Here is a 12,461-nt window from a genome sequence, read left to right as displayed (position 1 = left end):
CCACCTCAGCGTGCAAACCAAACGGCATCCCCCAGGGGATGCCGTTTTGCATTCAGGCCATATCGCTGTGGCTGAACTCCTCGCCAAGAAAGTCGATCAGGCTGCGTACCGAAGGCAGCAGGCCGCGGCGCGAGGGGAAGATGGCGTGGACTATCCCGCATTTCGGCGCCCAGCCGGGCACCAGTTCCACCAGGCGCCCGGCATCCAGGTCTTCGCGCACCACCACCTTGGGCAGATGGGCAATGCCGATCCCCGCCAGCACCGCGTGGCGCAGGGCCAGCAGGTCATCGGTGACCATCCGCGGGCGGTGGCGGAGCAACGCCTCGGCGCCATCGGGGCCCAGCAGCTGCCATTGATAGTCCCGTTGCGCGGCGCCCCAATGCAGGCTCGGCAGGCCGCTGAGGTCGGCCGGTGAGGCGGGGCTCGACAGGCGCTGGAGAAAATCCGCATGCCCCACCAGGCACTGGGTGCTGTTGCCCAGCACCTTCATCACCAGGTCGGTGTTTTCCAGGGGCGGGAAACGCACCCGCAGGGCGATATCGAAGCCTTCATGGATCAGGTCGACGCGACGGTTGGTGCTCTCGATAAACAGCTCCACCAGGGGGTATCTGAGCATAAAGCGGGTGAGCATCGGCCCCACCCAGGAGTTGAGCAGGGCCGTGGGGCAGGCGATGCGCACCAGCCCCTGGGGCTCGGAGCGGTTGCGCTCGATGACCTCCGCTGCGCCCTCAGCTTCCACCCGCATGGCCAGGCAGCGCTGGTAGTACTCCTGGCCGATTTCGGTCAGCGAACAGTGGCGGCTGGTGCGCTGTATCAGGCGCACGCCCAGGCGTTCTTCCAACTGGGCAATACGCCGGCTGAGCTTGGACTTGGGCATGTCCAGGGCCCGCCCGGCGGCAGCGAAACCCCGGTGCTCCACCACCTGGGTGAAGTAGTAGAGGGTGTTCAGGTCTTCCAAGATCGTTCTCCAAATAGAACGCTAAGGGCGATTTTTGCAGTCTAGTGCAACAAAGGTGCTGATTTTAAGCTGTGTCCATCAGATAGTTCTGGAGGACGACATGAAAAACATCATCGGCATCTACACCAGTCCCAGGCCCCATTGGGTGGGCGACGGTTTCCCGGTCCGCACCCTGTTTTCCTACGACCACCTGGGCCAGCACATCAGCCCGTTCCTGCTGCTGGATCACGCCGGCCCTGCGCAGTTCAGCCCCACCAGCGCCCGCCGTGGCGTGGGCCAGCACCCCCATCGCGGTTTCGAAACCGTGACCATCGTCTACGACGGTGAAGTGGAGCACCGCGATTCCACCGGCAGCGGCGGCAAGATTGGCCCGGGGGATGTGCAGTGGATGACCGCGGCCTCGGGGATTCTCCACGAGGAGTTTCATTCCACGGATTTCGCCAAGCGCGGCGGCAACCTGGAAATGGTCCAGCTGTGGGTCAACCTGCCGGCCAAGGACAAGCTCGCGGCGCCCGGTTACCAGACCCTGATGGCGGCGGACATTCCGCAGTTTGCGCTGCCGGGCAATGCCGGCAGCCTGCGCCTGATCGCCGGCGAGTACGACGGCCAGCGCGGCCCGGCCCGCACCTTTACCCCGATCGACGTTTGGGACATTCGCCTGCGGGCCGGCAAGCACCTGGAACTGCCACTGCATTCAGGGCGTAACAGCGCCTTGGTGGTGTTGCGCGGCACGCTTCAGGTCAATGGCCAGGAGTTGCTGCGTGAAGGCCAGTTCGCATTGCTGGAGCGCGATGGCCAGGGCATCAGCCTGGAAGCCAACAACGAGGCGATCGTGCTGGTGCTCAGCGGCGAGCCCATCGACGAACCCATAGTCGGCCACGGCCCGTTCGTGATGAACAGCGAAGAGGAGATTCATCAGGCCTTTGTCGATTTCCAATCGGGACGCTTCGGCCGGATGGACGCCAGCGGTCACTGACCGGCTGCGCTGGCGCGGCGGGCATCGGCAACTAGGCTTTGCCCGTCGCGCGCTACACCCCGACGCCCGCCGTTACCCCGGCGGTGCGTGCCACGGGTTTCATTCAAGCCGGGTATTCCGGCATCGATCATTAGCGAGGACTTCACATGAGCACTGCATACAAGCGTCTGGACAAGAACAACGCTGCCGTTCTGCTGGTCGACCACCAGGCCGGCCTGCTGTCCCTGGTCCGCGATATCGACCCCGATCGCTTCAAGAACAACGTGCTGGCCCTGGCCGACCTGGCCAAGTACTTCAAGCTGCCGACCATCCTCACCACCAGCTTCGAAACCGGCCCCAACGGCCCGCTGGTGCCCGAGCTCAAGGCGCTGTTCCCCGATGCGCCCTACATTGCCCGCCCTGGCCAGATCAATGCCTGGGACAACGAAGACTTCGTCAAGGCAATCAAGGCCACCGGCAAGAAGCAGTTGATCATTGCCGGGGTGGTGACCGAGGTGTGCGTGGCCTTCCCGGCGCTTTCGGCCCTGGAGGAAGGCTTTGAAGTGTTCGTGGTCACCGATGCTTCCGGCACCTTCAACGAACTGACCCGCGACTCGGCCTGGAACCGCATGTCCAATGCCGGTGCCCAACTGATGACCTGGTTCGGCCTGGCCTGCGAACTGCACCGCGACTGGCGCAACGACGTCGAAGGCCTGGCGACCCTGTTCTCCAACCATATTCCCGACTACCGCAACCTGATGACCAGCTACAACACCCTGACCCAGGGCAAGTAGTCTCAGCCACGCGGTAGATTGAGCGATAGCTGATCTGTGGCGAGGGAGCTTGCTCCCGCTGAGTGGTGTAGCTGTTCCATTCTTGGGGCCGCTGCGCGACCCGGCGGGAGCAAGCTCCCTCGCCACGACGATTAAAGCGCTTGGTTCGGAGTGAGGAGCCTGGCGGCGCGACAGGCCCTGCTATACCTGTTTCCGGGTCTTTCGTGAGATCTTGCTGCCCTCGTCTTGCCGGAGTGCCTCGATGTCTTCCCTGTTCGCCGATCATCCGTTGTTGGCCGCGCTGTTTCTGCTGTTGCTGGATGTGCTGCTCTGGCGCCTGATCGGCACCCGCGGCGAACACTGGAAACTGGCGGTGCGGGTGCTGATCTTCTCCCTCTACAGCCTGATGCTGTTCAACCAGGGCATGAACCCGATGCAGGCCGCGCCCTGGCCGGAGGATGTGCCCCTGCACCTGGCCGCCACTGGCCTGCAGATCGGTTGGTGGCTGTTTGGCGCACGCACCCTGACCGTGTTGCTGGGCACCCTGATGATGCAGCGGGTCGGCCACACCGGGCGCTTGCTGCAGGACCTGATGGGCGCGGTGATCTTCCTGATCGCTATCATCGCCGCCCTGGCCTATGTGCTGGAGCTGCCGGTCAAGGGCGTGCTGGCCACCTCCGGAGCGGTGGCGATCATTGTCGGCCTGGCCTTGCAGAGCACCTTGAGCGACCTGTTTTCCGGGATCGTGCTCAACACCACCAAGCCCTATCAGATCGATGACTGGATCGCCATCGACGGCACCGAAGGCCGGGTGGTGGACATCGACTGGCGCGCCACCCGCTTGCAGACTTCCCAGGGCAGCATGGTGGTGATCCCCAATTCCCTGGCGTCCAAGGCCAAGATCACCAACTTCAGCCGGCCCAGCGATGTGCATGGCCTGTCGGTAAGCCTGCAGGTGAGCCCCCACGCCCGCCCGCAGAAAGTCATCGAGGCCCTGGAGCGCGCCACCCTCGGCTGTCGTTTCCTGCTGGCCACGCCGTCGCCCAGTGTGGCCATGAAAAGCACCGGCAGCAGCGGCGCGGAATATGAAATCAGCGGTTTTGTCGCCAGCATGGGGCAGAAGCGCGAGGTGCGTAACCAGCTGTTCGACCTGGCGTTCCGGCATTTGCAGGCCAGCGGCATCAGCCTGCTGTCCACCGGCGAGAGCAGCCCGTCGGCCAGCCTGTCACGACCCCGGGCCTTGCTGGATGCCTCGAGCATCTTCTCCACCCTGCGCCAGGAAGAGAAGGACACCTTCAGCCAGAACATGCACCTGCAGACCTTCCGCGCCGGCCAGGTGATTCTCCCGGCCGGGGAGGTCAGCGATCACCTGTTCATCATCGAATCCGGGGTGGTGACGGTGCATATGCAGCGCGACGGCAAGCCGTTCGAAGCCGGGCGCATGGGCCCGGGGGAGGTGATTGGCGAGGCCGGGGTGGTGTCCGAGGAAGCCACCCTGGCGGAGTTCTCGGCCAAGACCTTCTGCAGCCTGTACCGCATCGACAACGAGTTTCTCAAACCCTGCCTGGATGCTCGCCACGACATCGGCGAGGCCATGAAGAACCTGCTGGATTTCCGTCGGCACATGGCCCAGAGCCTGACCCAGGCGGTGCCCAAGCCGGTGGCGCGCAAGGGCTTCCTACAGTGGCTGCGCAGCCGTGCCTGAGGGCAGGGTGGCGGCGCATTGGTCTCCTCAAGTCTGTCGGCATTGGTCATTGGTGCCGCGGGCTGCGCGCTCTAAGGTGGCAGCACCTAGACCCACAGCGGAGCTGACCCATGCAACCTCGTATCGATTTCTACACCGCCTCGCCGGATGCCCTGAAAGCCATGCTGGCCCTGGAAACCGCGGTCTCCCGGCTGCCCCTGGAAAAATCCCTGGTGGAGCTGGTCAAGCTGCGGGCTTCCCAGGTCAACGGCTGTGCCTTCTGTGTCGACATGCACAGCCGCGATGCCCTCAAGCACGGTGAAAGCGAACGCCGCCTGTTCGCCGTATCGGTGTGGCGCGAAAGCCCGTTCTTCACCCCCCGCGAGCGTGCCGCCCTGGCCTGGACCGAAGCCCTGACCCGGCTCAGCGAAACCCAGGCGCCGGACGCCGATTATGAGCTGTTGACCAGCCAGTTCAGCCCCAGCGAATGCGTCGATCTGAGTGTGGCGATCTCCACCATCAACAGTTGGAACCGCCTGGCGGTGGGCTTTCGCAAGCAACCCCAGGATTGAAAACCCGGTCCTGCTGGGCGGGCTGGCGCAGCGCCTGAAACCCGCATTTGCGACGCACGGTCGGGTGAGCGGCGGTTGCTTGACCATGATCAAACCTTTCCCCGGGCGCTGCGTGCAGCCTGTTCCCAGGCCTGCGGATTGACGCAGGCCCCTTCCCGGCACAGGAGATCGGCAACATGGCCAAGATGAAAGCCGCAGTATTCGTGGAGAAAAACCGCATTGTCCTGGAAGACAAGGACATCCCTGAAATCGGTCCACTGGACGCCCTGGTGCGGATCACCACGACCACCATCTGCGGCACCGACGTGCATATCTTGCGGGGCGAGTACCCGGTAGCCCGGGGCCTGACCATCGGTCATGAGCCCGTGGGGGTGATTGAGCGCCTGGGCTCGGAGGTTCGTGGCTTCCACGAGGGCCAGCGGGTGATCGCCGGGGCCATTACCCCCAGTGGCCAGAGCTACGCTTGCCTCTGTGGCTGCGGCTCCCAGGACGGCCCCGATACCCGCCACGGCTTTCGCGCCACGGGTGGCTGGAAGTTCGGCAACACCATCGATGGCTGCCAGGCCGAATACGTGCGGGTGCCGGATGCCCTGGCCAACCTGTGCCCGATCCCCGATGGTCTGAGCGACGAAGCCGTGCTGATGTGCCCGGACATCATGTCCACCGGTTTCTCCGGCGCCGAACGCGCCGAGGTCAGTATCGGCGACAGCGTGGCGGTGTTCGCCCTGGGGCCCATTGGCCTGTGCGCGGTGGCCGGGGCCCGGCTCAAGGGCGCCACCACCATTATCGGCGTCGACACGGTGGCTGCACGCATGAGCGTGGCCAAGGGCCTGGGCGCCACCCATGTGGTGGACTTCAAGCGTGGCGACGTGGTCAAGCAGATCATGCAGTTGACCGATGGCCGCGGGGTGGACGTGGCCATCGAGGCCCTGGGCACCCAGGGCACCTTCGAGTCGGCGCTGCGGGTGCTGCGTCCGGGGGGCAAGCTGTCGAGTCTCGGGGTCTACTCCAGCGACCTGCACATTCCCCTGGATGCCTACGCCGCCGGCCTCGGCGACCTGAGCATCCTCAGTACCCTGTGCCCCGGCGGCAAGGAGCGCATGCGCCGGCTGATGGCGGTGGTCGCCAGCGGCCAGGTGAACCTTGAACCCCTGGTGACTCATCGCTACAAGCTCGATGACATCGAAGCCGCCTACGAGCTGTTCGCCAGCCAGCGCGACGGCGTGATGAAGATCGCCATCACCCCTTGAACCCTGGGCCGGGCGCCGTTGATGCATATCAAGGCGCCCGAACCCTAGAGGGACGACACTCAAGGTCAATCACAGTTCTTGGAGGTGCACCATGAGCCAGTACCAGCGCCTGTTGCTGATTGCCGATCCGCAGCAGCACCAGTCTCCGGCAGCCCGTCGCGCCGCCGCCCTGGCCCGGGCCAGCGGCGCGGCCCTGCATGCCCTGGTGTTCGTCGAGCCACCAGCGCGCACCTACCTCTGGGAAGAGCACCTGGAAGACAGCGAACGCCAGGCCTACCTGCAACGCCATGCCCGCTGGCTGGAGGTGGAGGCCCAGTGGATGCGCGAGCAGGGCGTGCAGGTGACCACCCAGGTGATCTGGAGCACCCAGGTGCTCAAGGACATGCTGGAGTACATCGACGAGTTCAACCCCGACCTGCTGATCAAGGACGTGACCCTGGAGTCGGCCCTCAAGCGGGTGTTCGTCACCCCCCTGGATTGCCACCTGCTGCGCGAGGCGCCGGTGCCGGTGCACCTGGTCAACGACGCGCCGCACAAACTGCCGCGGCGCATCGTCGCCGCGGTGGACCCGGCTCAGTCCGACACGCAGATCCGCGGCCTCAATGCGCTGATCATCCAGACTGCCAACGCCCTGGCCCTGCAATGCGACGCGCAGTTGCACCTGCTCTACGCCTACGACCTGATGCCGATGCTCGACGGTGTGGCGCCGGTGGCATCCACTGCCTGGAGCGTCAATTGCCTGGATGAGTTGCGCGACTCCCTGCACAAGGAATTCGAACGTCTGGGGGACGCGCACAACGTGCCCCAGGAATTCCGCCATTTCATCATGGGCCCGCCGGTGCCGGGCATCGCCCAGTTCGTCGACGAGTACCTGGTGGACGTGGTGGTGATGGGCACCGTGCACCGCACCGGCTTTGGCCGGCTGATCGGCAGCACCACCGAACGCGCGCTGTACTCGATGCCGGGCAGCATCCTCGCGGTGAAGGCCCTGGGCGAGGCCTGACCGTGCGCTAGGGCCGGGCATCAACGCCCGGCCCGCTTCAGCTCCCAGCGGCTATCGACACCGCCAGGTCGATGCCCGGCAGCAGTCGAGCGGCCTCCCGCAGCCCCGAGCAGTAGGCGCCGTCGACATAGCCATAACGCTCGCGGGAGGTGGCTTCCCCCGCCAGCAGCACCCGCCCCCAGGGCGCGGCGAGCCGGGCGATGTCCTCCAGCGAGGCTTCGGGCGTCAGGTGCAGGTAGGCTCCGCGACTGTAGGGGTCGTTGAGCCAGCGGGTACGGTGCACCGCCTTCGGCGCTGGCAGCGTGCCTGGGCAGACCGTGGCCAGTGCCTCCAGGGCCAGGGCCAACGCCGCGTTATCGTCGAGCTTGGCCAGTTCCAGGGCCGATGGTCCGCAAATGTGCGCCGCCAGGGTCGGCGTGCCGGTCAGTGGCGAGAGGTCGATCCAGTAGGGGAACAGCGGATGATCCTTGATCAGCAAACCGCTGCACGGCGCTTGCTCGCTGGCCCAGAACGGCTGCTCGAAACTCAGCAGGAGCTTTTCGAAGGCACCGAAGCCCAGGCGTTGAATGGCGGCGGTCTTGTCCGTCGGCAAGGTCGGTGAAAATTCGATGCTGCCGGCCTTGAGCACCCCCAGCGGTACGCTCAACAGCAGGTGGGAGCCGCGTTCCACTCGCCCATCGCGGCTCTCCAGGGTCACCCCGTCGGCATCCTGGGTGATTTTCGCCACGGGCCAGTCGGTACTGATGGGCAGGCCCTTGGCCAGGCCTTGCAGCAGGTGCTGGTAGCCGCCACGAATGCAGCGATCGGTGCCCTGGTAGTCGCACTCCAGGCTGTAGTTGAGCAGGGCGATGTCCCGGGCGGGCGCCGCCAGGTCGGCTTGCAAACCGGTGCTGATGACAAACCGCACCCAGTCCCGCAGCTCGGGGTCGACGATGTCCTGCAGGCGCTGGTGCAGCCATTGCTCCAGGGACAATTGGGGCGGGTACTCGATGGCGCTGTCCATCAGCTCGCTTTCGATGCTGTCCGCCAGTTCCAGGATCTGCGCCCGCTGTGCAGGGGCCAGGGGTTGCCCGTGCGGGTCGACCAGGGCCAGGCCGGCAATCATCTCGGCGATGGAAAATTCCAGGGTATCGAGGGCCATGAACTGCGCCAGTTCACTCAAGGGGTTGCCCTCTGGGTCGTGAATCCACGAACCGCCGGCATCCACTTGGGCATTGCCCAGGGCCAGGGTGTGGGTACGGCCGCCGATCCGTGGCCGGGCCTCCAGCACCTGCACCTCGATGCCGGCGGTGATCAGCGCATTGGCGGCGGCAAGGCCGGCGAATCCGGCGCCCACCACCAGCACCCGGGTGACGGCGCCGGGCACGGCTTCCAGGGCCGCGGGACGGGCCACCGGCAGCCGGCGGCGGGGTGTTGTAAAAGGCTGTGCAGGCATCTTCCGTGCTCTTGGGTCAGGTGAGGGCAACTGCCAACAATTCTTGGGTCGCTGGCGCCGGGGTTCTATCGGTAAATCTCAGGCTGCTGCTGTTGTGCACCGGGCAAAAATCGCCGTCGCAGTATGGTCTTCTGCGTCTGCACAGTTGTTACTGAATTGTTGTCGAACTGTTGTGAAAGTGCGCCAATTCTCTTTCTTTTGTAAGGCAAATCCGAGAAACTGCGGACCGCTTGAATGCGCCTGGTGGGCGGGCTAGGGTGTTCTGGTCATCGCCAAATCGATGACTCGGACGTGCAAGTTCGATGATTACCAGATGCATAAACGCTCGGCTTCGATTGAGCGTTTTCATGTCCGCGACTTTATGGCGGCCGTGCGTGGGAGATCTTCGGATCTGCCGGGGTTCTGGTAACTCGGTCTTGCACACCCGCGTACGGCTGCCACCTTAAATCGTGTGCAAGCGAAGGGTGTTGGCTCCTCTTCATTACCAGGAGGTTGACCATGAAAAAGATTGTTCCCGATCCACCCACGTCCTATCGCGACCCTGAGCTCAAGGCCGCCAACACCGCTCTGCGTGCGGCTCTGGCCAAGCAATCGGTGGCGCCCACTCTGTTCCAGCTGAAGACCCGAGCCAATGCCGTTGCCCCTGACTCGCTGTTCAGCGTGCGCCCGGGGGTGAGCGGCGAAGAGGCATTGGTGCATGTGTCGTTGTTGCTCAAATGCGCCGAGGAGGTCTGCGATGAAATCGCCCAGCAGGGTGGCGGCATCGAGCGCGGCTTGATCTGGTCGATGGTGCATTCGGTGGAGATGGCCAGGGCAGTGGTGGAGGCCTTGCTCGATGGTCGTCAGGGCCCGAAGGGTGGCGAGCAAGCGGGTCGCCCCTCGGCGGCTCGGCGCCCGGCTGTGCAGCGCTCGTAACGCCTGGATTTCTAGCCTGATGAAGCCTTGGGGGTGCAGCCATTGGGGCGGCTGCGCCACCCAGCGCGAGCAAGCTTTCTCGCCACAAACGACAACTTTCGTTCTGGTCCGATCCTTGGCCTTGCAGAGGTGGGCTATAAAGCTCGCCTCAACCTCACCGCTGGCGGGCCCTTTAGTTTTGCGTGCCGTAAAGGGGTGATTTTCCAGGGCTTTTTTCACTGTTATTCTTGCCGCCATGACCCGCACCTCACCCCATCGCCCCCACATTGCCTGGACGCTGTATTTCTGCGTGCTGTTCAACGTGCTCGTCTGTGGCCTGGGCCATGGGCAGTTGGCGGGGCTGGAGCTGAATGGTGTGGGCGGGCAGTTCTGTTCCGCCATGGGCACGCCGGCCCCGAGCCAGAGCGGCGATTTCAGTGATCAGGCCGCCGCCGGTGGCATGAGCACCTTTATGTGCCCGCTGTGCTCGGCCGTGAGCTTGGGCATCAGCCTGCTGTTCGCCCTGGCCTGGCTGCTGCGGCGCGAGCCCCAGGCACAGCCCCGAGTCGAGCGGCGCAGCAAGGCACCGCCGCGCTATTCATGGCCGGCCCTCAATCCTCGAGCCCCCCCTCTGGGCTGACTCGTCCCTGGCGGCCGTATTCGGTCGTCGCGCTTGTTTCATCTTCCGGTACCGGTTAGGCAGTCGCTCCAGCGATTGGCGCCGGACGCTGTTCGATGCTTTTTTTTCGAGTCCGAGTCCATGAAATTCCTCTATCGCTCTCCCCGTTGCGCGGTGCTGTGCTGCGCCCTGTCATTCAATGCCCTGGCCGACAGCCCGGTGCAACTGCCGCAGATGCGCATCAGCGCCGATGAACAGCCGGCCACCGGCTTGCAGCTCGACACCCAGGGCAGCACCGGTTCGCGCCTGGGCCTGACGCCCCGGGAAACCCCGGCTTCGGTCAGCGTGGTCAGCCGCCAGCAGATCGAGCAGCGCGGCGCCGCCAACACCCAGGACATGCTCTCCGGCGTGCCGGGAATGAACGCCGCGGCGTCGCCGGGTTTCGCCGGGTTTGTCTCCTATCGCGGCTTTTCCGGGGCGCAGATCACCCAGCTGTTCAACGGCATCAGCGTGCAATACGACGCCATCGCCGCGCGCCCGGTGGACAGCTGGATCTATGACCGGGTCGAGGCCGTGGGCGGGCCGTCGAGCTTTCTCTACGGCGCTGGCGCCGTGGGCGGCTCGATCAACTACATCACCAAGCTGCCCTCGCGCACTGAGTCGTTCAACGAAGGGCGGATCAGCTATGGCGCCTACGACAGCACCGAGACCTCCTTCGGCTTCAACCATGCGCTGAACCATGGCGACGGGCCGCGCCACTACGCGCGCCTGGATGTCAGCCACACCACCAGCAACGGCTATGTCGACCGCGAGCAGCGCGATGCCTGGACCACCGCCTTTTCCCTGCTCACCGACTTCAACGACCAGCTGTCCCACACCCTGGCCTACGAGTACCAGAACGAAAGCGTCGACAGCCCTTACTGGGGCACCCCGGTGCTGAACCCCCTGGGGGGCAAGATGGAGGTGGACAAGAGCCGGCGCTTCGAAAACTACAACGTTGCCGATGGCCGCTATGAGCAGCGGGTGCAGTGGCTGCGTTCGATCCTCGACTACCAGCTGGATGAACACACCTCCCTGCGCAACACCCTGTACCACTACAACGCCGACCGCGAATACCGCAACCTGGAAACCTACGCCTACAACAGCAACAACACCCAGGTGGACCGCTCCGGCATCCTGCTCCAGCGCCATGCCCAGGAACTCAACGGCAACCGTTTCGAACTGCTGCATCACAACAGCCTGTTCGGCCTCGACAGCCAGTGGTCGGCGGGCATCGACTACAGCCACAACGTGATGACCAGCTACCCGCGCTCGGTGTCGGGCTCGGCCGGCAGCGTCAACCCCGACGATTTCGACCCGGGCAGTTTCTGGGACTTGCCGGGCATGAGCCGGGGCTTTGCGAAGAACCGCAGCAACCAGGTGGACACCTGGGCCATGTTCCTTGAAAACCGCCTGCAACTGACCGATCGCCTGTCCCTGCTCAGCGGCCTGCGCCACGACCAGATCGACCTGCAGGTGACCAACTACCGGGCGGTGACCGAGGCCAACCCGGCCTTCTTCCAGCGCAAGTACCGGCCCACCACCGGACGCTTGGGGCTGGTGTACGAGCTGACCCCGGCGGCCAACGTCTATGTGCAATACAGCACCGCCGCCGACCCGCCGGCGGGCATCCTCACCACCGCCAGCTACGGCCAGGTGCGTGACTTCGACCTGAGCACCGGCAATCAGTGGGAGGTTGGCAGCAAGTTCGACTACCTCGACGGTCGCGGCTCGGCGACCCTGGCCGCCTACCGTATCGAGCGCAAGAACCTGTCCACCGCCGACCCGAACAACCCCGGCAACAGCCTGCCGGTGGGCCAGCAATCGTCCCGCGGGGTGGAGCTGGCCACTTCGTTGCGGGTCACCCCCAAGCTGCTGGCCGAAGGCAACTTCGCCTACGTCGATGCGCAGTACGACGAGTTCTATGAAAGCGTCGGCGGGCGCCAGGTGTCGCGCAAGGGCAACAGCCCCACCAACACCCCGGACAAGGTGGCCAACCTGTGGCTGACCTATGACCTGGCACCGTCCTGGCAGGTGGGGGGCGACGCGCGTTATGTGTCGTCGATCTACGCCGATGCGGCCAACACCCGCTATGCCCCGGCCTATACGATTTTCGGCGCCTTTGTCGGTTACCAGGTCGACGCCGATACCCGCATCACCGGCCGCGTGCGCAACCTCACCGATCAGGTCTATGCCCGCACCACCGGCTCGACCCAGCTCTACCTGGGGGCGCCACGGACCTTCGAACTGGCGCTGCAAACGCGCTTCTGACCCGAGAC

The 12,461-nt window shown here is 64.9% G+C and carries 11 protein-coding genes; 9 read left to right on the top strand and 2 right to left on the bottom strand.

What is annotated here, in order from left to right:
* Positions 1–52: 52 nt before the first annotated feature.
* Positions 53–961 (bottom strand): LysR family transcriptional regulator, encoded by a 909-nt coding sequence (locus tag J4P02_RS18320; protein WP_426192888.1) that lies wholly within the window; start codon positions 959–961, stop codon positions 53–55.
* A 97-nt stretch (positions 962–1,058) separates the two neighbouring features.
* Between J4P02_RS18320 and J4P02_RS18315 the strand changes: the two genes are divergently transcribed.
* The 6 genes from J4P02_RS18315 to J4P02_RS18290 all read left to right on the top strand — a co-directional run bounded on the left by J4P02_RS18315 (position 1,059) and on the right by J4P02_RS18290 (position 7,195).
* A complete protein-coding gene (locus J4P02_RS18315; protein ID WP_426192752.1) occupies positions 1,059–1,934 on the top strand; it encodes a pirin family protein in 876 nt (291 codons plus the stop codon).
* Positions 1,935–2,080: 146 nt separating this feature from the next.
* Entirely contained in the window at positions 2,081–2,707 is a 627-nt protein-coding gene (gene ycaC, locus J4P02_RS18310) for an isochorismate family cysteine hydrolase YcaC (protein WP_426192750.1), read from the top strand.
* A gap of 241 nt (positions 2,708–2,948) precedes the next feature.
* Positions 2,949–4,391 (top strand): mechanosensitive ion channel domain-containing protein, encoded by a 1,443-nt coding sequence (locus J4P02_RS18305; protein WP_426192748.1) that lies wholly within the window; start codon positions 2,949–2,951, stop codon positions 4,389–4,391.
* Positions 4,392–4,501: 110 nt separating this feature from the next.
* Positions 4,502–4,942: a carboxymuconolactone decarboxylase family protein gene (locus tag J4P02_RS18300; RefSeq protein WP_426192746.1), complete on the top strand. Its 441-nt coding sequence runs from the start codon at positions 4,502–4,504 to the stop codon at positions 4,940–4,942.
* Between the two features lie 176 nt (positions 4,943–5,118).
* Positions 5,119–6,192: an NAD(P)-dependent alcohol dehydrogenase gene (locus tag J4P02_RS18295; protein WP_426192744.1), complete on the top strand. Its 1,074-nt coding sequence runs from the start codon at positions 5,119–5,121 to the stop codon at positions 6,190–6,192.
* A 91-nt stretch (positions 6,193–6,283) separates the two neighbouring features.
* Positions 6,284–7,195 carry a universal stress protein gene (locus J4P02_RS18290; protein ID WP_426192742.1) on the top strand — a complete coding sequence of 304 codons (912 nt, stop codon included), beginning with the start codon at positions 6,284–6,286 and terminating at the stop codon, positions 7,193–7,195.
* A 37-nt stretch (positions 7,196–7,232) separates the two neighbouring features.
* On the opposite strand, the gene J4P02_RS18285 is transcribed toward J4P02_RS18290, so the two are convergent.
* Positions 7,233–8,630 (bottom strand): flavin monoamine oxidase family protein, encoded by a 1,398-nt coding sequence (locus tag J4P02_RS18285; RefSeq protein WP_426192740.1) that lies wholly within the window; start codon positions 8,628–8,630, stop codon positions 7,233–7,235.
* Between the two features lie 498 nt (positions 8,631–9,128).
* Between J4P02_RS18285 and J4P02_RS18280 the strand changes: the two genes are divergently transcribed.
* The 3 genes from J4P02_RS18280 to J4P02_RS18270 all read left to right on the top strand — a co-directional run bounded on the left by J4P02_RS18280 (position 9,129) and on the right by J4P02_RS18270 (position 12,453).
* The gene (locus tag J4P02_RS18280; RefSeq protein ID WP_426192738.1) at positions 9,129–9,545 is read left to right on the top strand and encodes a DUF6124 family protein; all 417 of its coding nucleotides are present in this window, start codon (positions 9,129–9,131) and stop codon (positions 9,543–9,545) included.
* 235 nt (positions 9,546–9,780) lie between these two features.
* Entirely contained in the window at positions 9,781–10,164 is a 384-nt protein-coding gene (locus J4P02_RS18275; protein ID WP_426192736.1) for a DUF2946 domain-containing protein, read from the top strand.
* A 120-nt stretch (positions 10,165–10,284) separates the two neighbouring features.
* Positions 10,285–12,453: a TonB-dependent receptor gene (locus J4P02_RS18270; protein WP_426192734.1), complete on the top strand. Its 2,169-nt coding sequence runs from the start codon at positions 10,285–10,287 to the stop codon at positions 12,451–12,453.
* The last annotated feature ends 8 nt before the right edge of the window (positions 12,454–12,461 follow it).

Source organism: Pseudomonas sp. NFXW11 (assembly GCF_049887815.1).
GTDB lineage: Bacteria > Pseudomonadota > Gammaproteobacteria > Pseudomonadales > Pseudomonadaceae > Aquipseudomonas.
The sequence above is the reverse complement of the archived record's forward strand: the minus strand, read 5'-3'. Positions and strand labels throughout refer to the sequence as shown.